Below are 21440 nucleotides of genomic sequence, written 5' to 3' on the forward strand. Positions count from 1 at the left end.
TGCCCGGCGCTGCGTCTAGGGGGGCGTGCAGCGTCAAGGCTCCTTCGGCGGCAGTGCCACGTTCCGCATCAGGGTGACGGGAGGTGTTCTCCTCGTCGCCCACCTCGCCCTCGTCGCCTGGCTGACGCTGCGCCCGCTGGACGTCCCCTGGGTGACGCCCCCGAATCTGCATCCGCTGGCCGGCATCCGCGCCGACCTGGCGCTCGGTGACCGGGAGGCCGCCCGGCGCATCGGCGAGGGCCTCGCCCTGCTCGCCCCGCTGGGCGTGCTGCTGCCGGCGGTGCACGGCAGGCTCGCCGTCTCCCCGCTCGCCTCACTGATCCGTACGGCCGCGGCGGGCGCCCTGATCTCCACCGGCATCGCGCTGCTCCAGACCGGTGTGCCCGGCCGGGTCGTGGACGTCGACGCCCTGCTGCTGAACACCGCCGGCGTCGTCCTGGCCCATCTGGCGGTCGTCCCGGCGGGCCGCGCCTGGCTGCGCCGGCGCGGCACGGACGAGGGAACCGAGCCCGAGGCGGAGTGGGCCGTCACCGTCCAGGAGGAGCTGTCTCAGGGTCGCACCCCGACGATTCCCAGGGTCGGGATCGCCCCGTAGAGCGACGCTTCGTCCCCTTCATCTCCGTACCGTGGAAGAAGGTCGAGGGACGCCGCCGGGGCGGCCCCGGCCACCGGTTCCGGAAACGGGCCGACGACCACGGAGGAGACCGGAGATGACCGCCCTTGCCCGCCCCACCCACGGCCGCGTCCTCGGCGGAGTGTGCGCCGCGCTGGCCCGGCGCTTCGGCACTTCCGCGACGACGATGCGCGTGATCTTCCTGCTGTCCTGCCTGCTGCCGGGCCCGCAGTTCCTGGTCTACATAGCCCTGTGGATCCTGCTGCCGTCCGAGGAGAGGACCCGCACCGCCTGGTAGGCGGGAGCAGCGCGCGCACGAACGCCGCCGGGGCGCTCCCGGACCGTTCCGGGGCGCCACAGCGGCGTCGGGGGAAAACGCGGGGTCAGCCGACCGGGATCCCGTTCACCGGCAGCCCGTGCGTGGGCAGGCCCGCCCTGGCCACCGGCAGTCCGCCGAGCAGCCCGGCGACCGGCACGGTCGGGCCCTTGGCGAGCGCCTTCTGGACGGCCGGCTGCGCGGCACTCGTCGCGGCACCCACGGCACCCTGCCCCTGGGCCAGTTCCTCGGGGGCACCCGGCAGCGTCGAGGCGACGGAGCCGTGGCCCCGCGTGGCCTGGCCCGCGTCCGGGAGGGCCGTGGCCGCGTTGGCCGCGCCCGCACCGGCGGCGGCGAAGGCGGCGCCGAGGGCGGCGACCCCGAGGGTCTTGGCAGCAGACTGCTTCATGGTGAATGCGTCCTTGATTGGGGAGACGGAAGATCACAAACGATCTGAGCGGTCCACGACCGTAAACATGCCGAACCACCCGCCGCAAACACCGAAATGCGGACACCCGGTGAAGGGGTGTCCGCGGCCCGTACCGAGGTGCCCGCCCCGATCAGCCCTGCGGATCGGCAGAACCGCTGATGGACGCCGTCTGCCGGAACAGCCATTCCGATTTCAGCTCGGCATATCCGGGTTTGATGACGTCATTGATCATGGCGAGTCGTTCGTCGAAAGGAATGAAGGCTGATTTCATCGCATTGACGGAGAACCACTGGAGATCGTCGAGCGTGTAACCGAACGCCTCGACGAGATGCTCGCATTCCCGGCTCATGCTGGTGTTCGACATCAGCCGGTTGTCGGTGTTCACGGTGGCCCGGAAGTGCAGCCGGCGCAGCAGCCCGATCGGGTGCTCGGCGTACGAGGGCGCGGCCCCGGTCTGGAGGTTGGAACTGGGGCACAGCTCCAGCGGGATGCGCTTGTCCCGGACGTAGGACGCCAGCCGGCCGAGCCGCACCGAGCCGTCCTCGCGGACCTCGATGTCGTCGATGATCCGCACCCCGTGCCCGAGCCGGTCGGCGCCGCACCATTGCAGGGCCTGCCAGATGGACGGCAGCCCGAAGGCCTCGCCGGCGTGGATCGTGAAGTGGTTGTTCTCGCGCTTGAGGTACTCGAAGGCGTCCAGGTGCCGGGTGGGCGGATAGCCCGCCTCCGCGCCGGCGATGTCGAAGCCGACCACGCCGGAGTCGCGGTGGCGGTTGGCGAGTTCGGCGATCTCCAGGGAGCGGGCCGCGTGCCGCATGGCGGTCAGCAGCGCGCCGACCCGGATGCGGTGCCCGGCCTCCCGGGCGAGCCGCTCGCCCTGCCGGAAGCCCTCGTTGACCGCCTCGACGACCTCCTCGAGGGCCAGCCCGCCCTCCAGGTGCTGCTCGGGGGCGTAGCGCACCTCGGCGTAGACGACCCCGTCCTCGGCGAGGTCCTCGGCACACTCGCGCGCGACCCGGATCAGCGCGTCCCGGGTCTGCATCACGCCGACGGTGTGCCGGAAGGTCTCCAGATACCGCTCCAGGGAACCGGAGTCGGCGGCCTCGCGGAACCAGATGCCCAGCTTGTCCGGGTCGGTCTCCGGAAGGCCGGCGTACCCGGTCTCGCGGGCGAGGGCGACGACGGTGCCCGGCCGGAGCCCGCCGTCGAGGTGATCGTGCAGCAGAACCTTGGGCGCCCGGCGGATCTGGTCCGGCGTCGGAACGGCTCCCATGGGTGCAGTCTGGCTCGTCATTTCCGCACTCTAACGCCTACGCGCGTAGAGGTCCCGGTGAACGCGGCGGCTCTTTCACAGCGCCTTTCCGGCGCTTTCCCGTCGATACCCAACGGTGACCACGCGTACGGGTTTCGTACACCGCCCCTTCTGACACTGTTCTGTCATGGGACAGCAAGCGACGCCGGTCCGAACGGCCGGACTGGGAAAGGCGGTCGGCACGGCGCCGGCGTCCGTGTGCGGAGCGGTGCTGCTGCTCCCCCGCGGGGAGGAGGTGTCCGCGCGCAGGCCGTCCCCCGTGCCGACGGCGATCGCCCTGCGCTCGCTGGGTCGCCGGTTCGCGCGTGCGGGGCGGGCCGAGGCGCTGGCCGTGCACACCGTGCGCTACCGCTACCGGGGCTGGAACGGCAGTGAGGCGCACCTGGCGGCGGACGCCGAGTGGGCGGTCGACGAGACCGTACGGCGGTACGGGGACGTCCCGGTCTGTCTGGTCGGGGTGGACATGGGCGGCCGGGCGGCGCTGCGGGCGGGCGGCCACGAGGCGGTCAACTCGGTGGTGGCGCTCGCCCCCTGGCTCCCGGAGGACGACGTGGCCGCGCCCGCCGAGCCGGTGAAGCAGCTGGTGGGGCGACGCGTGCTGATCGTGCACGGCACGAACGACCAACGGACCGACCCGGAGCTGTCGTTCCGGTACGCGGCGCGGGCGAAGAAGGTGAACCGGGAGGTGTGCCGGTTCGAAGTGCACTCCGACGGACACGGGTTGGGCGGGCACCGGGACGAGGTGGCGTGCCTCGCCGTCGACTTCGTGATGGGCGCGCTGTTCGGGCACCACGTCTCCCGGCCCGTCGAGGACGCGTTGGCCGCACCGCCGCCGATCGGGTTGAGGATGCCGCTGGCCACGGGGTTCGGGAAGTCACTGAAACGGTAGGGGCCTGCCCGCTCACTCGGGCCGGCAGCCCTCAGGCCGGCAGCAGGCTGCCCCTTCTCGACAGCAGGAACGTCTTGAAGGCGGCCACCGGCGGGGTGTCCGGGCGGTCAGCCAGCCACGCGACACCGATCTCCCTGGCCGCCCGGGGGGCCGTGACCGTCAGTTCCACCACTCCCGGCCGCGGGACCGTCGGCGGGGGCAGCAGGGCCACTCCCAGCCCGGCCGCCACCAGGCCCCGCAGGGTCTCCGCCTCCTCGCCCTCGAAGGCGACCCTCGGGCGGAAGCCGGCCTCGCGGCACAGGGCGTCGGTGATGCGGCGCAGGCCGTAGCCGGGTTCCAGGCTGACGAAGGTCTCCTCGGCCGCCTCGGCGAGGCGGATGCGTCGGCGGCCGGCCAGCGGGTGGTCGGCGGGGACGACCAGACGGAGCTTCTGTTCGTCCAGGCGGCGGGCCACCAGGTCCGGGGCGTCCGGCACCGGCGAGGTCAGGCACAGGTCCAGCTCGCCCGCGCGCAGCCCCTCCAGCATGGCCTCACCGTGGTTCTGCACGAGGCTGAAGCGGATGCGCGGATGGTCGGCGCGGAAGGCGTGCAGCAGGCCGGGCACGGTCTCCGCGCCCATGGTGTGCAGGAAGCCGAAGGCGACCTTGCCGGTGGCCGGGTCGGCGTCGGCGCGGACCTCCTCGGCGGCCCGCTCGACCTCGGCGAGGGCGCGTTCCACCGAGGCCAGGAAGGTGCGTCCGGCCGGGGTGAGGGAGACCGTACGGCCCTGGCGGGCGAAGAGGTCGACGCCCAGGTCCTGCTCCAGGCGGACCATCGCCCGCGAGAGGGTGGACTGCGGGACGTTCAGCTCCAGCGCGGCCCTGGTCACGTGCTCGGTGCGGGCCACGCCGGCGAAGTAGGCGAGGCGGGGAGCGAGCACCTTCGACATCACGGACATGTCTTCTGTGTCACTGTTCGGTGACAGGCGAGGCTGTGGCCTCTTCTGATGCGCCATGGGAACGATTATGGCGATTCCATGCATTGGACGCATGAGGCCGGTCGTCCCTACCGTCGAGGCATGTCTCCCGCCAGTACCGGGGCGTCCACCGCCGTGGGCGCCACCTCGCCCGTCCCCGTCGCCGACACCCCCGACTCCGCCGCCGACTCCCGTATGACACCGGGCGGCCCCGGCTACCGCCGGATGAGCCTCGCCCTCTTCCTCGCCGGGGTCGCGACCTTCGCGCTGCTGTACTCCACGCAGGCCCTGCTGCCGCTGATCTCCGGGGACTTCGGGGTCAGCGCGAGCGACGCGAGCTGGACGGTGGCGGGCGCGACCGGCGGACTGGCGCTGTTCGTGCTGCCGATGAGCGCCCTGTCCGAGCGCTTCGGCCGGCGTGCGGTGATGACGGCGTCCCTGGCCGTCGCGGTGAGCGTCGGCCTGCTCGTGCCGTTCGCGCCCTCGCTCGGCGTGCTGGTGGTCCTGCGGGCGGTGCAGGGCGCGGCGCTGGCCGGTCTGCCGGCCTCGGCGCAGGCGTATCTGGCCGAGGAGGTCCGGCCGAAGGCGCTGGTGACGGCGATCGGCCTGTTCGTCGCGGGCAACAGCGTCGGCGGCATGAGCGGCCGGATCATCACCGGCTGGGTGGCCCAGACGTGGGGCTGGCGGGTCGCCCTCGCGGTGATCGGCGTGACCGCGGTCGGCTGCGCGATCGCCTTCCGGCTGCTGCTGCCGGCGCCGCGCCACTTCACGGCGGGCTCGCTGCGGCCCCGCGTCCTGCTCGGCACGGTCCGCGACCACCTCGCCAACCCGCTGCTGCGGCGGCTGTACGCGATCGGCGCGCTGTTCATGACGGTGTTCGGCGGCGTGTACACGGTGATCGGCTACCGCTTGACGGAGGCGCCGTTCGGGCTGCCGCAGGGCATCATCGGCTCGATCTTCCTGGTCTACCTGGTGGGTACGGTGTCGGCGTCCACGGCGGGCCGGCTGGTGGGCCGGCTCGGCCGCCGGGGCGCGCTGTACCTGGCGGGCGGTACGACGGCGGCCGGTCTGCTGCTGTCGCTCGTGCCCTCGCTGCCGCTGGTGCTGCTGGGCCTGGTGCTGATCACGGCGGGCTTCTTCGCGGGGCACGCGGTGGCGTCCTCGGCGGTGAGCAAGACGGCCACCGAGGGGCGCGCCCAGGCCTCGGCGCTGTACCAGTCGATGTACTACATCGGCTCCAGCGCCGGCAGCACGGTCGGCGCCGTGGCCTTCCACGCGGACGGCTGGGGCGGCACGGTGGGGGTGGGTCTCCTCGCCGTCGCCGGGGTCGTCACGATCACCGTCCTCGGTTCGCGGGCGGCCCGGGTGGCGGCCCGCCCGCAGCCGGTCGCGGCGCACTGAGCCCTCCCCTCGGTCTTCAGCCAACCCCCTGCTCAGGGGCGGTTGTCAGGGGGCGCGGATAGCGTCCACCGGTCAACTAGTCCACCGGGCAGGGGGTTGGTCGTATGGAACTGCGGATCACGCGCGCGGAGCTTGCGGAGGCGGTGGGCCGGGCGGGGCGGGCGCTGCCCGCGCGGACGCCGGTGCCGGTGCTGGGCGGGCTGGTCCTGACCGCGCGGGCGGGGCGGCTCGCCGTGTCGGGGTCGGACTTCGAGACGGCGGCCCGGGTGGAGACGGACGCCGAGGTGACGGTGCCCGGCCGGGTGCTCGTCCTCGGCCGGCGGCTGCTGGACATCTGCCGGGTGCTGCCCGACGGCCCGGTGACCTGCGCGCTGGAGGGCAACCGGTTCACGGTGGAGGCGGGCGGCACGCGCTTCGGGCTGTCGACGCTGCCGTACGAGGAGTATCCGGCGCCGCCCGCCGCGCCGCCGGGGTACGGCGAGGTGGACGCGGCCGCGTTCGCGACGGCGGTCGCACAGGTGGCGGTCGCGGCGGGGCGCGACGACACGCTGCCGGTGCTCACCGGGGTCCAACTGCGCTTCGACGACGGCCGGATGACGCTGTCGGCGTCCGACCGGTACCGGTACGCGGTGCGCGGCCTGGACTGGAGACCGGCGGCACCGGACGGGACGGCCGGGGAGGCCGTGGAGGTGCTGCTGCCCGCGCGGCGGCTGCTGGAGGTGGCGCGGGCACTCGGGCGGTGCGGGACACTCGGGATCCTGCTGGATCCTGCGGGGGCGGGCGGGGCGGGGGTCGTCGGCTTCGAGGGCGAGTCCGACGGCAGCAGCACGCGCGCGGTGCTGCGGCGGCTGGAGGGCCGGCTGCCGGGGTACGGGTCGCTGTTCGCGCTGTCGGGGGCCGCCGTGGCCGTGGCGGAGTGCGCGGCGCTCGCGGAGGCGGTACGCCGGGTGGCCGTGGTCGCGGACGGGAACAGCCCGGTGCGCCTGGACTTCTCGGCCGGCGAGGGCTCGCTGCTGGTGCGGGCGGGGTACGGGGACGACGTGGCGGTGCAGCGTCTGCCGGCCGCCCTGGAGGGAGCCGCGGAGGTCACCGTGGCCTTCAACCCGTCGTACCTGCTCGACGCGCTGAACTCCTTCGAGGGGCCCGAGCTGCGGCTGGAGCTGCTGGGGGCGGGACAGCGGGTGCTGCTCGGCTCACCGGGGCACCAGCATCTGCTCATGTCCGTGAAGCAACTGGTCTGAGCTGGGCTTTTTCGGACTCCGGGGGCCATTGTCAGTGGGCTGCGGTAGCTTCCGAGGTGCTGGGGCGCGACGGAGCGCGAACAGGGACGGCCACAGGGGTGGGTGGACGATGGGTGACGGCACGGCGACGGCGGACCTGGACGTCGCACTGGAGAAGCACCGGACCGAGCTGACGGGCTACTGCTACCGCATGCTCGGCTCCTCCTTCGAGGCCGAGGACGCGGTGCAGGACACCCTGGTGCGGGCCTGGCGCGGCTACGGCACGTTCGAGGGCCGCTCCTCGCTGCGCTCGTGGCTGTACCGGATCGCGACGAACGTCTGCCTGGACATGCTGGCGGCGGGCAACAAGCGGGCGCGGCCCATGGACCTGACCGACGCGACCCCGCTCGCCCGGGCGGCGCTCTCCCCCCGCCCCGAGAACACCTGGCTGGAGCCGATGCCGGACGCGCGCGTGCTGCCCGAGACGCAGGACCCGGCGGAGGCGGCCGTCGCCAAGGAGTCCGTCCGGCTCGCGTTCATGGCGGCGCTGCAGCAACTGCCGCCCAAGCAGCGGGCGGTGCTGATCCTGCGCGAGGTGCTGGCCTGGAAGGCGAGCGAGGTCGCCGAGCTGCTGGGCACCACGGTCGCCTCGGTCAACAGCGCGCTCCAGCGGGCCCGCGCCACGCTCGCGGAGCGCGCCGACGCCGGCCCCGAGGGCGCGGTGTCCGACCCGCTGGACGAGGAGCAGCGAAAGCTCCTGGAGCGCTACGTCAAGGCCTTCGAGGGCTACGACATGACGGCGCTGACCGCGCTGCTCCACGAGGACGCCATCATGACGATGCCGCCGTTCGACCTGTGGCTGCGCGGTACGGCGGACATCACCGGCTTCATGACGACGCTCGGCGCCTCCTGCGCCGGCTCCCGCCTGCGGCCCGTCCAGGCCAACGGGCTGCCGGGCTTCGCGCACTACAAGCCGGATCCGGAGAAGGGCGGCTTCAGCCCCTGGGCGGTGCAGATCCTGGAGATCTCAGACGGCCGGATCACCGGTTTCCACTGCTTCCTCGACACCCAGCGCTGGTTCCCCCTCTTCGGCCTGCCCCTCCACCTGGAAGCGGAGTCCGACGAGGTCGAGAAGGGCGAGTAGCGCCGGGTCCGGGTCCCGCAGCCGGATCCGCCCGCCGGCCCTGCGGGCGGTCAGCTCCAGCCGCGCCAGCAGGTCGACGGCGGCGAGCCCCGGCGGCCCGAGCCCGCCCACATCGCACACGACGATCCGCTCCTCCTCACTCCCGCCGCCGTTCAGCAGCGTCCGTACGGCGGCACACAGTCCGGCCGCCTCGTCCCGTCGGGCGGGTCCGGGCAGCACGAGCACGGCGGGTGTCCTGGCCTCCACACCCGGTAGACCGCCGGGGCGGGCGGAACTCATCGGGGACCGGCCCGGCCACGGGGACCCGACGAAGATCACATTGACCGGGGCACCTCCTTCCTCGGAGGGTTGGCCCTGTGGAGGGGGTGCTGAGCGGTTTCGCGGTGATCGCGATCGTCATCGCGGTGGGCTATGCCCTCGGCCGCCGCGGCACGCTCGGTGACCCGGGAATCGAGGTCCTGACCCGGCTGGCGGGGTGACGCCGGGTCAGTCGACGGGGAGCTCGCCGGTGTCGATCGTGACGCCGAACGGTGCCGGGAGCTTGATGGGGTCGCCGAACTTCGCCGCGCTGAGGAGCCGGTAGACATCGCCCTTCGGCTCCCCGTACAGGGTCGCGGTGGGGCCTCCGGGTGCCCAGCGGTCGATGAGGAGGTAGAGCGGGATCCCCGCGGTGGTGTACGCGGCGGCCTTGCTGAGGCGGTCGTGGCGCGCGTTGGACTTCGAGGTCACCTCGACGACGAGTTCGGCGAGGGCTGCGGGGATGTAGGAGTCCGTCTCCGGGGGCTCCTGCACCAGTGTCACCAGCAGGTCCGGGATGAGCATGCCCAGCCGTGACGGTACGGCGATCGACAGCGTCTGGAAGATGCCCCAGTGGTCGGGGATCACGGAGTAGAGGCGACGCAGGATGCGTTCCGCGATGACGTTGTGGCGGAACGCGGGAGCAGGTGACACGGTGATGATCCCTCGATGATCTCCACCTTGCTGCCCTCGGGCCATTCCATCTCCTCCCAGTACCGGACGAGGTCGTCCCAGTTCTGGTCGGGGTCCTGGCTCACGGTGAGTGCGCTCATGGCGGTCTCCTATCGGTGCGTCACCGATCCCAGCATGCCGAACGGGACCGGCGCCGGTCCACCGATCCCGTTCACCCGAACAGGGAAACCGCAGGTCAGGCGATACGTTCCAGCACCACCGGCGACGCCGGGAAGTCCGTGCCCGCCGCCGCGATGTCGTACGAACCCGCCACCGCCTGCAGGGCGTACTCGAAGCGCTCGGGGGTGTCGGTGTGCAGGGTCAGCAGCGGCTGGCCCGCCTGGACCGTGTCACCCGGCTTGGCGTGCATCTCGACGCCCGCCGCGGCCTGCACCGGGTCCTCCTTGCGGGCGCGGCCGGCGCCGAGGCGCCAGGCGGCGATGCCGATGTCGTAGGCGTCGAGGCGGGTCAGGACACCCGAGGTCGGCGCCTTCACCACGTGCTGCTCCCTCGACGTGGGAAGCGTGGCGTCCGGGTCGCCGCCCTGGGCCGCGATCATGCGGCGCCAGACGTCCATCGCCGAGCCGTCGGCCAGGGCCTTCGCCGGGTCGGCGTCCTTCAGGCCCGCCGCGTCCAGCATCTCGCGCGCCAGCGCCAGGGTCAGTTCGACCACGTCCGCCGGACCGCCGCCCGCGAGGACCTCCACCGACTCGCGGACCTCCAGGGCGTTGCCCGCCGTCAGGCCCAGCGGCGTCGACATGTCGGTCAGCAGGGCCACCGTCCGCACGCCGTGGTCCGTGCCGAGGCCGACCATGGTCGTCGCCAGTTCGCGGGCGTCCTCGATCGTCTTCATGAAGGCGCCGCTGCCCACCTTCACGTCCAGGACCAGGCTGCCCGTGCCCTCCGCGATCTTCTTCGACATGATGGAGGAGGCGATCAGCGGGATGGCCTCGACCGTACCGGTCACGTCGCGCAGCGCGTAGAGCTTCTTGTCCGCCGGGGCCAGGCCGTCGCCCGCCGCGCAGATCACCGCGCCGACGCCGTCCAGGACGGACAGCATCTCCTCGTTCGACAGCAGCGCGCGCCAGCCCGGGATCGACTCCAGCTTGTCCAGGGTGCCGCCGGTGTGGCCGAGGCCCCGGCCCGACAGCTGCGGGACCGCGGCACCGCACGCGGCCACCAGCGGGGCCAGCGGCAGCGTGATCTTGTCGCCCACGCCGCCGGTGGAGTGCTTGTCGGCCGTCGGACGGGACAGCGAGGAGAAGTCCATGCGCTCGCCGGACGCGATCATCGCCGCCGTCCAGCGGGCGATCTCGCGGCGGTTCATCCCGTTGAGCAGGATCGCCATGGCGAGCGAGGACATCTGCTCGTCGGCGACCTCGCCCCGGGTGTAGGCGTCGATGACCCAGTCGATCTGCTCGTCGGTCAGCTCACCGCGGTCCCGCTTGGTGCGGATGACGGAGATGGCGTCCATGGCCATGGCGATCCCTTCGAAAGGAAGTGCGATGCGTACGGCCCCCCTGCGCGGATGCGGGTCAGGGGGGCCGTACACGGGAGTTACTTGGTGAGATGGGCCGGGCCGAAGGCCTGGGGCAGCATCTCAGAGAGGGGCAGGACGCCCTGCGGGGTGTCCAGGAGGAGGTCCGGGCCGCCGAACTCGTACAGCAGCTGGCGGCAGCGGCCGCAGGGCACCAGCAGGCCGCCGGAGCCGTCCACGCAGGTGAAGTGCGTGAGCCGGCCGCCGCCCGTGCGCTGCAGTTCGGAGACCAGGCCGCACTCGGCGCACAGGCCGAGCCCGTAGGAGGCGTTCTCCACGTTGCAGCCGGTGACGGTGCGGCCGTCGTGGACCCGGGCGGCCACACCGACCGGGTAGCCGGAGTACGGCGCGTACGCGTGGGTCATCGCCTCGCGCGCCAGCGCCCGCAGCGCCTCCCAGTCGAACGCGGCGTCGGTGCTCGTCACTTGCCCTGGCCCTTCCGGTAGCGCATGCCGTCAGCCTTCGGCATCCGCAGGCGCTGTGCCGACAGGGACAGCACCAGGAGGGTGACGACGTACGGCGTCGCGCCCACGAAGTCGCTCGGGACGGTGTCGGTGAGCAGGTACCAGACCAGGACCAGCGCGGCCATGCCGAGGCTGATCACGCCCTGCAGCGTCGCCTTGCGGTACAGCTTCCAGCCGCCGAGGGCCACGAGCAGGACGACCAGCAGGAGCAGGAGCGCGTGCACGGTCGTACCGCCGTTGCGCAGCTGCAGCGCGTCGGAGTAGCCGAACAGGCCCGCACCCATCGCCAGGCCGCCCGGCCGCCAGTTGCCGAAGATCATCGCCGCGAGGCCGATGTAGCCGCGGCCACCGGTCTGGCCTTCGAGGTACGTGTGCGAGGTGACCAGGGCGAGGAAGGCGCCGGCGAGGCCGGCGAGGCCGCCGGAGACGGCGACGGCCGCGTACTTGTAGGTGTAGACGTTCACGCCGAGGGACTCGGCGGCGGTCGGGTTCTCGCCGCAGGAGCGCAGCCGCAGGCCGAACGGGGTGCGCCACAGCAGCCACCAGGTGCCGGCGAACAGCACCGCGGCGAGGATCGTCACCACCGACAGGTTCGTGACCAGGCCGCCGATGACGCCGGCGAGGTCGGAGACCAGGAACCAGTGATGCTTCTCGACCGAGGCCAGGCCGTCGGAGACGCCGGGGATCGTGACCTGCGGCAGCGAGTTCACGGGCGGGGACTGCTTGGGGTTGCCGCCCGCGTTCGCCGCGCTGCCGCTGTTGAAGAACAGCTTGGCGAGGTACTGGGTGGCGCCGAGGGCGAGCAGGTTGATCGCGACACCGGAGACGATGTGGTCGACGCCGAAGGTGACGGTGGCGACGGCGTGCACCAGGCCGCCGAGGACGCCGAAGGCGATGCCCATGAGCAGGCCGAGCCAGGGGCTGGACTGCCAGCCGACCCAGCCGGCGCCGAAGGTGCCGAGGATCATCATGCCTTCGAGGCCGATGTTGACCACGCCGGCCCGCTCGGACCACAGGCCGGCGAGGCCCGCGAGGCCGATCGGCACGGCGAGGCCGAGGGCGGCGCTGACCTGCCCGGCGGAGTCGAGGTCCTGCGAGCCGGTGATCATGCGGACGGCGGCCAGGAGGAGCAGGCCCCCGGCGACGATCACGAGGATCTGGCCGAGGGAGCGGCCGGAGCGCTGCGGCGCGCCCGCCGCCTTGGGCGCCGCGGGCGGCGGCGCGTCGGTCATCGTGGCAGTCATCACGCCACCTCCTGCTTCTTCGTCGCGGCGGCGGCCTGGGCCGCGAGTTCGGCGCCGACCTTCTGCTGCTGGCGCTTCAGGCCGTAGCGGCGTACGACCTCGTAGGCGATCACGACGCAGAGGACGATGACGCCCTCGATGACGCCGAGGATCTCCTTGTCGTAGCCCTGGAACTCCAGGTGGTTGGTGGTGCGCTCCAGGAAGCCCCACAGCAGGGCGCCGAGCGCGATGCCGACGGGGTTGTTGCGGCCGAGCAGCGCGATGGCGATACCGGTGAAGCCGATACCGGTGGGGAAGCTGTTGTCGTACTGGTGGCTCTCGTTGAGCAGCGTCGGCATGCCGACCAGACCGGCCACCGCACCCGAGATGATCATGCTGGTGGCGACCATCTTCTTCACCGACACACCGCTCGCGGAGGCGGCGGACTCGGACTGGCCGACGGTGCGCAGGTCGAAGCCGAAGCGGGTGCGCCCGAGGATGAACCAGTACGCGATGCCGACGATCACGGCGACGACGATGAAGCCGTCCAGGAGGCCGGCCGGGCCCGTGTCGATCGTGAAGAAGTGCGAGCCGGACGGCAGCGGCTTGGTGGAGACCAGGGTGCCGCCCTGCTGGAGTTCGCCGAGCTTTCCGGGCTGCAGGAAGTAGCCGATGACCGCGGTGGCGATCGAGTTCAGCATGATGGTCGCGATGACCTCGCTGACGCCCCGGGTCACCTTGAGGACGCCGGCGATGGCGGCCCACAGGGCGCCGGTCGCCATGGCGCAGACCAGGATCAGCGGGATGGCGATCCAGCCGGGCACGGTCAGCGCGCCGCCGAGGACGGCGGCGATGAACGCGGCGAGCCGGTACTGGCCGTCGACACCGATGTTGAACAGGTTCATCCGGAAGCCGATGGCCACCGAGACGCCCGCGAGGTAGTACGTGGTCGCCTTGTTCAGGATGTAGACCTGGCTGTCGCTGGCGAAGCCGTAGGTCACCATGTCCTGGAAGGCGGGGCCGGGGTTCTTGCCGGTCCCGAGGATCACCAGGGTGGTGACGACGAGCGCGGCGACGACCGCGAGCAGCGGTGCCGCGATCCCGAGGAGCAGCCGCTCCTTGTCGATGCGTTGGGTCAGCTTGTTCATCGGGCGTCGTCCTCTGTGTGCTCCAGGTGACCGGTGGCCGCACCCGTCATGGCGGAGCCCAGCTCCTCGGGGGTGATCGTGGCGGGGTCGGCGTCGGCGACCAGGCGGCCGCGGTACATCACCCGCAGGGAGTCGGAGAGCCCGATCAGCTCGTCCAGGTCCGCCGAGATCAGCAGCACGGCCAGGCCCTCGCGGCGGGCGTCGCGGATGTAGTCCCAGATGGCGGCCTGGGCGCCGACGTCCACGCCGCGGGTGGGGTGGGCGGCGATGAGCAGCTTGGGGTCGTGGCTCATCTCGCGGCCGACGATCAGCTTCTGCTGGTTGCCGCCGGACAGCGAGGCCGCCGTGACGTCGATACCGGGGGTGCGCACGTCGTACGCCTCGACGATCCGCTCGGTGTCGGCGCGGGCCGCCTTGATGTCGAGGAGCGCGCCCCTGGAGTTGGGCTTCTCGGTGACGTGGCCGAGGATGCGGTTCTCCCACAGCGGCGCTTCGAGGAGCAGGCCGTGGCGGTGGCGGTCCTCGGGGATGTAGCCGATGCCGGCCTCGCGGCGGTCGCGGGTCGGGGTGCGGGAGATGTCGGCGCCGTCGAGGGTGATGACGCCGGCGTCCGGGTCGCGCATGCCCATGATCGCCTCGACCAGCTCGGACTGGCCGTTGCCCTCCACACCGGCGATGCCGAGGACCTCGCCCTTGTGGATGGTGAAGGAGATCTGGTCCAGGATGATCCGCTCGATGCCCTCGAGGTCGGTCTGGGCCAGGTGCAGTCCCTCCACCGTCAGCATGGGGACGTCCGTGACGGTGGAGTCCGTGGTCTCCGGGGTGGGCAGCTCGCTGCCGACCATCAGCTCGGCGAGCTGCTTCGGGGTGGTGCCCCGCGGCTCGACCGTGCCGACCGTCGTGCCGCGCCGGATGACGGTGATCTCGTCGGCGACGGAGAGCACCTCGCCCAGCTTGTGGGAGATGAAGATGACGGTGAGGCCCTCGGCCTTCAGCTCGCGCAGGTTGGCGAAGAGGGCGTCGACCTCCTGCGGCACGAGCACGGCGGTGGGCTCGTCGAGGATGAGGGTCTTGGCGCCGCGGTAGAGGACCTTGAGGATCTCCACGCGCTGGCGGTCGGCGACGCCCAGCTCCTCCACCAGGACGTCGGGGCGGACGTTCAGGCCGTACGCGTCGGAGATCTCCTTGATCTTGGCGCGGGCCCTGCCGCCGATGCCGTACAGCTTCTCCGCGCCGAGGACGACGTTCTCCAGCACGGTGAGGTTGTCGGCGAGCATGAAGTGCTGGTGCACCATGCCGATGCCGCGGGCGATGGCGTCGCCGGGGTTGTGCAGGACGACCTGCTCGCCGGCCACCGTGATGGTGCCCTCGTCCGGCTGCTGCATGCCGTAGAGGATCTTCATCAGGGTGGACTTGCCGGCGCCGTTCTCACCGCACAGGGCGTGGACGGTGCCCGCGCGGACGGTGATGTCGATGTCCTTGTTGGCGACGACACCGGGGAAGCGCTTGGTGATGCCGCGCAGTTCGACGGCAGCGGGAGGGCTGGACGCGTTGATGGCGCACTCTCCTCGGGGAAAGGGGCTGCGTAGGGGAGGGCAGGCGTCGGCGACGCTAGCGCGGCAACTCCGCGCTACACGCGTAGAGTTGACACATTGTTATGGCTCGGCGAGGGGCCGTGGGGCGACGTACCCTCGCCGAGCCGAGGTCCGGCGGACCGGCCGGAACCGGGGATCCGAGGCCAGGCCGCGACCCGATTCCGGGACCGGAGCCCGGAAACCGAGACCGAGGCCGGGTCCGGCCGGAACCGGTGATCGGCACCGGCCGGACCCGTCAGGTCACGGGGTGGTCTTGACCTTGATCTGGCCGGAGACGATCTTCTGCTTCGCGGCGTCCAGCTTGGGCTGGATGTCGTTGATGAAACCGCCGCTGGTGGCCAGGGAGACACCGTTCTTGGCGAGCGAGTACACCTGGTTGCCGGTCAGCGCCTTGCCGTCGTGCACGGACTTGATGAGGTCGTAGACGCCGACGTCGACGTTCTTGACCACCGAGGTCAGGATCGAGTTCTTGTACTTGGCCAGACCCGGGATGTTGTACTGGTCGGAGTCCACGCCGATGGCCCAGGCGCCCTTGACGCCGCTCACGGCCTCGATCGCGCCGTTGCCGGAGGAGCCCGCGGCGGTGTAGACGACGTCCGCGCCGTTGTCGAGCATGCCCTGCGCGGCCTCCTTGCCCTTGTCGGGGCTGGCGAAGCCGGAGGTGTCCGAGCCGTGGCTCAGGTACTGGACGTCGACCTTGATCTTGGAGTTGGTGTCCTTGACGCCCTGGGTGAAGCCCGCCTCGAACTTCTTGATCAGCGGGACGTCCACGCCGCCGATGAAGCCGACGTGGTCCTTCTTCGTCTTCAGCGCGGCGGCGACACCGGCGAGGTAGGAGCCCTGCTCCTCGGTGAAGGTGATGCTGTCGACGTTCTTGGCGTTCACGACCGAGTCGACGATGCCGAAGGTGGTCTTCGGGTACTTGGCGGCGACCTTGGTGATGGACGGCGCGTAGGCGTAACCGACGGCGACGATGGGGTTGTAGCCGGCGTCCGCCAGGTCCGACAGGCGCTGCTCGCGGTCGGCCTCGGTGTCGGAGGTCTTCGCGGTCAGCTCCTTGACGGAACCGCCGAACTCCTTCTCGGCCTTGTCGGCACCGCGCGCGGCGGAGTCGTTGAAGGAGCGGTCACCGCGGCCGCCGACGTCGTAGGCGAGGCCGATCTTGATCGTCTTGCCGCCGCCCCCGGAGGAGGAAGAGCTGGAGTTGTCCGAGGACGTGCTGCCACACGCGGTGGCAGTCACGGCGAGAGCTGCGGTAGCGATACACGCAGCGGAAAGCTTGGCTACCCGGCGCATCGGGAAGGCTCCTTCACCTGACCTGAGCGCCATGTCGGCGCTTGATGTGAGCACCGTGCCGGCGCTCCAGCCGAGACGCCCCGTCGGCGTCGGCTTCGCGGCATCGTAACGCGCGTAGATGTCGCAAAAAACCCCCTCTCGAAGCCGTTATCGATTCGAGGCAAACAGCATCTGAACTCATGCTCTTCGCTTCCGACGGCGCCTTGTCGCGGTGCGTGTACGAATGGCTCACGAGGGTGTTGCGCCGGTCAGGGAAATGAGTAAGAGGCGCTTCCCGAAGGGGCCCCACCTCTTACTTTCCCGCCTTGCGCGTACCCGGGGTTCAGCCCTGAGCGCCGTTCGCGTCCAGGAACGCGGCGGCGGTGAACATCTCCACGCCGACCGTGATCGCGTGCTCGTCGGCGTCGAAGTCGCCCTGGTGCAGATCGCGGACGGTGCGCTCGCCGGGCCTGCGGACGCCGAGCCGGGCCATGGCGCCGGGCACGTGCTCCAGGTACCAGGAGAAGTCCTCCCCGCCCAGGCTCTGCTCTGTGGACTCGACCGAGTCGCGGCCGCGCCGCGCGGACATCGCCCGGCGCAGCAGGTCTGCGGACTCCCGGTCGTTGACGACGGGCGGCACTCCGCGGACGTAGGTGATCTCGGACTTGGCGCGGTGCAGGGTGGCGACCTCGTCGATGGCCGCGTGCACGACGTCGGGCGCCTGTCGCCAGGCGTCCAGGTCCAGGCAGCGCACGGTGCCGGACAGCTCGGCGTGCTGCGGGATCACGTTCGGCGCGTGCCCCGACTCGATCCGGCCCCAGGTCAGCACCAGCCCGGCCCGGGTGTCGACCCGGCGGGCGACCAGCGCGGGCACGTCGACGGCGACGCGGGCGGCGGCCGTGACGAGGTCGGTGGTCAGATGGGGGCGGGCGGTGTGCCCGCCGGGCCCGTCGAGCGCGATCTCCAGCCGGTCGCAGGCGCTGGTGATCGGCCCGTGCCGCAGCCCTACCTTCCCGGCGTCGACCCGGGGGTCGCAGTGCACGGCGAGGATCCGGCCGACTCCGGTGAGCACCCCGTCCTCGATCGCGTCCATGGCGCCGCCGGGCAGCACCTCCTCGGCGGCCTGGAAGACCAGCCGCACCGGCCGGGGCAGCAGCCCCTTGGCCTGCAGGTCGGCGAGTACCAGCCCGGCTCCGAGCACCACGGTCGTGTGCACGTCGTGGCCGCAGGCGTGCGCCCGGTCGGGCACGGTGGAGCGGTACGGGCAGTCCGCCTTGGTGTCCGGAATGGGCAGGGCGTCGATGTCCGCGCGCAGGGCGAGCAGCGGTACGGCCGGACGCTCACCCTCGGTGAGCCCGATGTCGCACACGAGCCCGGTCCCCTTGCCGAGCACCCGGGGCCGCAGCCCTGCCCGCTCCAGCCGCTCCTTGATCGCGGCGGTCGTACGGAACTCCTGATTGCCCAGCTCAGGGTGCATGTGCAAGTCGCGGCGGAAGGCTACGAGTTCGGCGTGCAGTGCTTCGCTCAGCGCGCCGGGGAGCACATCCCCCGCGAGGCCGGCCTCGGACTCTAGGGACATCAATTGCTTCACCCTCTGAAGGGTAGGACGCCCGGGTGGTCAACTACCCCTCGATCAACAAAAGTTCAGTCCGTTAGGGGAAGAAAATCTGACCGGCGGACGCATGGCGGCGGACTCTGATGGGTAAAACCACTGTTTCCTCTTCCACGGATACCACGCCTCACCACAGTCCTGCTCGACTTGTCCATGAACCGGACCCGGCCCGTAACCGCCTGCCGATAGGGTCCGGACCCGTGACCGACGCGGCAGAGGCCTTCCTCCACACGACCCGTACCTCGTACGACGCCATCGCCGAGGAGTACACGGAGCAGCACCCGACCGGGCTCACCCACCCGCTGGACCGCTCCCTGGTCACGGCCTTCGCCGAGCTGGTCACGGCGAACGGTCCGGCCCCCGGCGCCGACCTGGGCAGCGGCCCCGGCGGGGTCACGGCGCTCCTGCGGGACCTGGGCGTCCCGGCCTTCGGGGTGGATCTCTCCCCCGCCATGGTGGCGCTGGCCCGTGCGGCCCACCCCGGACTGCGCTTCCACGTGGGTTCCCTGACCGCCCTGGACCTGCCCGACGCCACCCTGGGCGGCATCCTCGCCCTCTACTCCACGATCCACGTCCCCGACGACCGGCTGCCGGCGGCCTGCGCGGAATTCCACCGCACCCTGGCCCCCGGCGCCCCGGCCCTCCTCGCCTTCCAGACCGGCGACGAGCCGGGCCGCCTGCACGTGCCGGAGCGCTACGGCCACGAGATCGATCTCGACTACTACTGGCGTACGCCGGCGCAGATGACGGCGCTCCTCACCCGGGCGGGGCTGGAGACGGTGGCGACGGTGCGCCGGGAGCCGGCCGGGGAGGAGACCCGGCCCCGGGCGTTCGTGCTGGCCCGCAAGCCCTGACCGGCCCGGACGCCGCCGGCGGCCGCGTGGCGGGGCCGGGTTGTCCGGACGCCGTCCGTACCCCGGCGCGCACCGCCGGGCCGCTGTCGCACCCGAAGCGGGCTGCCGCCGCTCGCGCCGGATTCCGCCGGTCCGTGCTGCAGACGCCCCCTGGCGAGGCGTTCCGGGCCCCGGGACAATCGCTCTGAGTGACGGGATGCCGGGAGATCCGTGGAAGGGGCCGCACCGTGCGCGTCTCCCCGCGAGCCGACTCGTCCGCGACGCCGGGCCGGGAGAACGCCGCGGTGCCCCGGCGGTCCGCCGCGGCGTACACGGCGGCCCCGGCCGTGCTCCTGGCCGCCCTCAGGTCCTGTGCGCCGACCGCCTGGGCCGGGCCGCAGGCCGACGAGGCAACCGGGTGGCCGATGTCGGCTCCCAGGCAGTGGCGCGCGGCCTCGACACCGGCCGCCGGTGACGTGGTGGCCGAGCTGAACCGGCTCCGCGCTCAGGCGGGTTGCGCGCCGGTACGGGTGCGGACCTCGCTCGGCCGGGTCGCCCAGGCGCCCAGCTCGGACATGTCCGCGCGCCGGCACCTCGTCCACCCCCGTACGGACGCCCGCCCCCGGAGGACCGGATGCGGACCGGCGACTACCGCCCCACGGCCACCGGCGATGCCGTGGCGGCGGGCTCCGCCGACGCGGACGCGGCCGTCGCCCGGCGGATGCCGGCCCGCCGCACCGCGCGATCCTGTCCACCTGCGACCCCCACGGACGCCGGCGTCGGCAGGGCGGACGGTCCCGGCGGCCCGTGGTGGACCCGGGACTGGCCGCGCCCCGCTGAGCGGCCGCGCGGTTCACCCGTTCGGCTCACACCGCCGCCGGCCGGCACCACACGTACGTGCCCCGGTCGCCGAACCGGGCCGACGGCTGCCGGCACGTGGGCCTGAACGACCCGACAGGTCCGGCGTTCCGGCCTGGTGCCGTAGCCGAAGCCGGCCTTACGAGACGGCGATCACGGCAGCGGCGGACGCCGACGACGAAGAAGGCCCGTGAGGCCGCGCCACGGCGAGGCGCCGGCCGATTTCGCCCGGCAGGCCGGGCACGCCCCGGGGCTCCCGGCGTGGAAGAGGTGCCGGTGGACCGTGACACGTGGCCGAGGTATCCCGCAGAGCGTCGCGGGGCCCCTCAGGGCGTGTTCCAGAGCCGGGGCGCCGGTCTCGCGGCACGCGGCGAAGCGCTCGGGCCGGGGCACCGGAGCGGACGTGGACCAGGGCATCACGGACACCGAGCCTATGCCAGTCCCACCGCCTCCAGCCGGTGCACGTCCCGGGCCGTGCCCGTGACTCCTGACAGGAAGCCCTGGGCGCGGGGGGAGGCCGTGTCCGTCAGCCAGGTGGGGTCGATGTCGCAGACGGCCACTTTCACGCCCGTGCCGGCCAGGGCCAGCGGGAGGGTGTGGACGACCGTCGAGGGGAAGCTGAGGATCGTGCGGCCGATCGGGCCGCGGCGGGCGATCAGCTCCAGGGGGAGGTCCGGGCGGACTATCTCCAGGCCGGTCTCGACGGCCAGGCGGTGGAGTTTGTCCGTGCTCTCCCTGCGGTGGGCGAAGTAACGTGTCGCGCCGTGGGTCTTGGCGAGGGTGCGCACCGCGTCCAGGTAGCGCTCGCCGTCCACCACCCCCGTCTCCACCAGGGACGTGCCGACCAGGTCCGCGCCCTTGGTGATGCGCGGCGGGCCGAAGCGGGAGCGGGTCCAGAAGAAGTCGTTGGCCGTGACCGTCACGCCGTCCGGCGTCTCCGTCACCGGCATGGAGGAGAAGACCTCGACCCGGCGGTGCGCGTTCGGCGTCAGGCGGCGGCGGGCCGACGCCGCCACCGGGGCGAAGAGGAGGTCCCGCGGGCCCCGACGGCCGCCCTTGCGGTGCCAGCGTACGAGCCGTTCGCCGCGCGCAAGTTGGGCCACGAACTCCATCGTCGCCGTGCCGTCGTCCACGACCACCAGGTCGCGGGCGCGGGTGATCGTCAGCAGCAGTTGCACGTAGCGGGAGAACGGGTCCCCCATGACGATCCGGTCTGCCCGGCGCAGCGGGCCCGCCAGGCCGCCGATCGTCGCGAAGGGCGCGGTCGTACCGCCCCGCGCCTCCTCCCACCGCACCCGGTACCCCTCGTCCCGGGCCAGGTCCGCCATACGGCGCAGCTGGCCGCGGGTCATCGGGTCGGTCGGGGACAGGACGACCACCGTGAGTTCCGCGCCGGCCGGCGGAGCGGCGGCCGGAGCGTCGCCCGCCGGCACCGTCCGCCGCACCTGCGCCGGCACGGACGGCAACGGCTCCCCGCCGGAAGGCTCCGCGGTGCTCAGACCGTTCCGATGGGCCCATTCCAGGACGTTCAGCAACTGGACCGGGCTCTCCACGAAGGCGAGCGTGCGGGGAGGGGGGCCGGGCTGACCGGCGCGGGGGCTCATCGGCGTGCGACCGTCCCGTCGTAGGAGACGTAAGGGGCTCAA

19 protein-coding genes and 2 pseudogenes are annotated in these 21440 nt (G+C 72.3%); 8 read left to right on the forward strand and 13 right to left on the reverse strand.

Translation table 11 applies throughout. From position 1 onward, the window contains the following. The first annotated feature begins 25 nt into the window (after positions 1 to 25). Together ACZ60X_RS28740 and ACZ60X_RS28745 are read left to right on the forward strand one after the other, a co-directional pair. Positions 26 to 595, forward strand: a complete 570-nt coding sequence (locus tag ACZ60X_RS28740) for a VanZ family protein (protein ID WP_469604407.1) — start codon at positions 26 to 28, stop codon at positions 593 to 595. Positions 596 to 710: 115 nt separating this feature from the next. Beyond that, on the forward strand, positions 711 to 911 hold the full coding sequence (locus ACZ60X_RS28745; protein ID WP_469604409.1) for a PspC domain-containing protein: 201 nt from the start codon (positions 711 to 713) through the stop codon (positions 909 to 911). An 85-nt stretch (positions 912 to 996) separates the two neighbouring features. Here ACZ60X_RS28745 and ACZ60X_RS28750 read toward each other — a convergent pair whose 3' ends face one another. Next, on the reverse strand, positions 997 to 1338 hold the full coding sequence (locus ACZ60X_RS28750) for an ATP-binding protein (RefSeq protein ID WP_469604412.1): 342 nt from the start codon (positions 1336 to 1338) through the stop codon (positions 997 to 999). Between the two features lie 151 nt (positions 1339 to 1489). Then, entirely contained in the window at positions 1490 to 2653 is a 1164-nt protein-coding gene (locus ACZ60X_RS28755; protein ID WP_469604415.1) for an adenosine deaminase, read from the reverse strand. A gap of 145 nt (positions 2654 to 2798) precedes the next feature. On the opposite strand from ACZ60X_RS28755, the gene ACZ60X_RS28760 reads away from it, so the two are divergent. Further along, complete coding sequence (locus ACZ60X_RS28760) at positions 2799 to 3560, forward strand: dienelactone hydrolase family protein (protein WP_469604418.1); 762 nt, start codon at positions 2799 to 2801, stop codon at positions 3558 to 3560. 31 nt (positions 3561 to 3591) lie between these two features. On the opposite strand, the gene ACZ60X_RS28765 is transcribed toward ACZ60X_RS28760, so the two are convergent. After that, positions 3592 to 4554 carry a LysR family transcriptional regulator gene (locus tag ACZ60X_RS28765; RefSeq protein WP_469604421.1) on the reverse strand — a complete coding sequence of 321 codons (963 nt, stop codon included), beginning with the start codon at positions 4552 to 4554 and terminating at the stop codon, positions 3592 to 3594. A 63-nt stretch (positions 4555 to 4617) separates the two neighbouring features. Here ACZ60X_RS28765 and ACZ60X_RS28770 point away from each other — a divergent pair, with 63 nt between their 5' ends. The 3 genes from ACZ60X_RS28770 to ACZ60X_RS28780 all read left to right on the forward strand — a co-directional run bounded on the left by ACZ60X_RS28770 (position 4618) and on the right by ACZ60X_RS28780 (position 8280). Beyond that, positions 4618 to 5916, forward strand: a complete 1299-nt coding sequence (locus tag ACZ60X_RS28770) for an MFS transporter (RefSeq protein ID WP_469604423.1) — start codon at positions 4618 to 4620, stop codon at positions 5914 to 5916. Positions 5917 to 6020: 104 nt separating this feature from the next. Next, positions 6021 to 7157, forward strand: coding sequence for a DNA polymerase III subunit beta (dnaN, locus tag ACZ60X_RS28775; RefSeq protein ID WP_469604427.1), 1137 nt, complete (start codon positions 6021 to 6023; stop codon positions 7155 to 7157). Between the two features lie 109 nt (positions 7158 to 7266). Next, positions 7267 to 8280, forward strand: a complete 1014-nt coding sequence (locus tag ACZ60X_RS28780) for a sigma-70 family RNA polymerase sigma factor (protein WP_469604429.1) — start codon at positions 7267 to 7269, stop codon at positions 8278 to 8280. Here the strand turns inward: ACZ60X_RS28780 and ACZ60X_RS28785 are convergent. Beyond that, a complete protein-coding gene (locus ACZ60X_RS28785; protein WP_469604906.1) occupies positions 8164 to 8559 on the reverse strand; it encodes an STAS domain-containing protein in 396 nt (131 codons plus the stop codon). The genes ACZ60X_RS28780 and ACZ60X_RS28785 overlap by 117 nt on opposite strands. 77 nt (positions 8560 to 8636) lie before the next feature. On the opposite strand from ACZ60X_RS28785, the pseudogene ACZ60X_RS28790 reads away from it, so the two are divergent. Beyond that, positions 8637 to 8753: pseudogene (locus ACZ60X_RS28790) on the forward strand (AEC family transporter); the annotation flags it as partial. A 13-nt stretch (positions 8754 to 8766) separates the two neighbouring features. On the opposite strand, the pseudogene ACZ60X_RS28795 reads toward ACZ60X_RS28790, so the two are convergent. From ACZ60X_RS28795 to ACZ60X_RS28830, 8 genes and pseudogenes are all read right to left on the reverse strand, one after another. After that, a pseudogene (locus ACZ60X_RS28795) lies at positions 8767 to 9350 on the reverse strand (Uma2 family endonuclease). A gap of 95 nt (positions 9351 to 9445) precedes the next feature. After that, the gene (locus tag ACZ60X_RS28800) at positions 9446 to 10729 is read right to left on the reverse strand and encodes a thymidine phosphorylase (RefSeq protein ID WP_469604432.1); all 1284 of its coding nucleotides are present in this window, start codon (positions 10727 to 10729) and stop codon (positions 9446 to 9448) included. Positions 10730 to 10806: 77 nt separating this feature from the next. Further along, a complete protein-coding gene (locus ACZ60X_RS28805) occupies positions 10807 to 11211 on the reverse strand; it encodes a cytidine deaminase (protein WP_469604435.1) in 405 nt (134 codons plus the stop codon). Then, the gene (locus tag ACZ60X_RS28810) at positions 11208 to 12494 is read right to left on the reverse strand and encodes an ABC transporter permease (protein ID WP_469604438.1); all 1287 of its coding nucleotides are present in this window, start codon (positions 12492 to 12494) and stop codon (positions 11208 to 11210) included. The genes ACZ60X_RS28805 and ACZ60X_RS28810 overlap by 4 nt, the downstream gene beginning before the upstream one ends. Further along, complete coding sequence (locus ACZ60X_RS28815; protein WP_469604440.1) at positions 12494 to 13621, reverse strand: ABC transporter permease; 1128 nt, start codon at positions 13619 to 13621, stop codon at positions 12494 to 12496. Before ACZ60X_RS28815 ends, ACZ60X_RS28810 begins: the two co-directional genes overlap by 1 nt. Beyond that, on the reverse strand, positions 13618 to 15144 hold the full coding sequence (locus tag ACZ60X_RS28820; protein WP_469604908.1) for an ABC transporter ATP-binding protein: 1527 nt from the start codon (positions 15142 to 15144) through the stop codon (positions 13618 to 13620). The genes ACZ60X_RS28815 and ACZ60X_RS28820 overlap by 4 nt, the downstream gene beginning before the upstream one ends. A 312-nt stretch (positions 15145 to 15456) precedes the next feature. Then, a complete protein-coding gene (locus ACZ60X_RS28825) occupies positions 15457 to 16512 on the reverse strand; it encodes a BMP family lipoprotein (protein WP_469604442.1) in 1056 nt (351 codons plus the stop codon). Positions 16513 to 16834: 322 nt separating this feature from the next. Beyond that, positions 16835 to 18070, reverse strand: coding sequence for an amidohydrolase (locus ACZ60X_RS28830; RefSeq protein WP_469604446.1), 1236 nt, complete (start codon positions 18068 to 18070; stop codon positions 16835 to 16837). A gap of 233 nt (positions 18071 to 18303) precedes the next feature. Here ACZ60X_RS28830 and ACZ60X_RS28835 point away from each other — a divergent pair, with 233 nt between their 5' ends. Next, positions 18304 to 18957 (forward strand): class I SAM-dependent DNA methyltransferase, encoded by a 654-nt coding sequence (locus ACZ60X_RS28835; protein WP_469604449.1) that lies wholly within the window; start codon positions 18304 to 18306, stop codon positions 18955 to 18957. Positions 18958 to 20225: 1268 nt separating this feature from the next. Here ACZ60X_RS28835 and ACZ60X_RS28840 read toward each other — a convergent pair. After that, complete coding sequence (locus tag ACZ60X_RS28840) at positions 20226 to 21398, reverse strand: hypothetical protein (protein WP_469604452.1); 1173 nt, start codon at positions 21396 to 21398, stop codon at positions 20226 to 20228. Between the last annotated feature and the right edge of the window lie 42 nt (positions 21399 to 21440).

The sequence above is a fragment of the Streptomyces sp. NPDC104106 genome (assembly GCF_055584345.1).

Coding starts and splice junctions, on each gene's coding strand:
- ACZ60X_RS28745 (WP_469604409.1), top strand. CDS start 711: ATGACCGCCCTTGCCCGCCCCACCCACGGCCGCGTCCTCGGCGGAGTG.
- ACZ60X_RS28750 (WP_469604412.1), bottom strand. CDS start 1,338: ATGAAGCAGTCTGCTGCCAAGACCCTCGGGGTCGCCGCCCTCGGCGCC.
- ACZ60X_RS28755 (WP_469604415.1), bottom strand. CDS start 2,653: ATGACGAGCCAGACTGCACCCATGGGAGCCGTTCCGACGCCGGACCAG.
- ACZ60X_RS28760 (WP_469604418.1), top strand. CDS start 2,799: ATGGGACAGCAAGCGACGCCGGTCCGAACGGCCGGACTGGGAAAGGCG.
- ACZ60X_RS28765 (WP_469604421.1), bottom strand. CDS start 4,554: ATGGCGCATCAGAAGAGGCCACAGCCTCGCCTGTCACCGAACAGTGAC.
- ACZ60X_RS28770 (WP_469604423.1), top strand. CDS start 4,618: ATGTCTCCCGCCAGTACCGGGGCGTCCACCGCCGTGGGCGCCACCTCG.
- dnaN (WP_469604427.1), top strand. CDS start 6,021: ATGGAACTGCGGATCACGCGCGCGGAGCTTGCGGAGGCGGTGGGCCGG.
- ACZ60X_RS28780 (WP_469604429.1), top strand. CDS start 7,267: ATGGGTGACGGCACGGCGACGGCGGACCTGGACGTCGCACTGGAGAAG.
- ACZ60X_RS28785 (WP_469604906.1), bottom strand. CDS start 8,559: ATGAGTTCCGCCCGCCCCGGCGGTCTACCGGGTGTGGAGGCCAGGACA.
- ACZ60X_RS28800 (WP_469604432.1), bottom strand. CDS start 10,729: ATGGCCATGGACGCCATCTCCGTCATCCGCACCAAGCGGGACCGCGGT.
- ACZ60X_RS28810 (WP_469604438.1), bottom strand. CDS start 12,494: ATGACTGCCACGATGACCGACGCGCCGCCGCCCGCGGCGCCCAAGGCG.
- ACZ60X_RS28815 (WP_469604440.1), bottom strand. CDS start 13,621: ATGAACAAGCTGACCCAACGCATCGACAAGGAGCGGCTGCTCCTCGGG.
- ACZ60X_RS28825 (WP_469604442.1), bottom strand. CDS start 16,512: ATGCGCCGGGTAGCCAAGCTTTCCGCTGCGTGTATCGCTACCGCAGCT.
- ACZ60X_RS28830 (WP_469604446.1), bottom strand. CDS start 18,070: ATGTCCCTAGAGTCCGAGGCCGGCCTCGCGGGGGATGTGCTCCCCGGC.
- ACZ60X_RS28840 (WP_469604452.1), bottom strand. CDS start 21,398: ATGAGCCCCCGCGCCGGTCAGCCCGGCCCCCCTCCCCGCACGCTCGCC.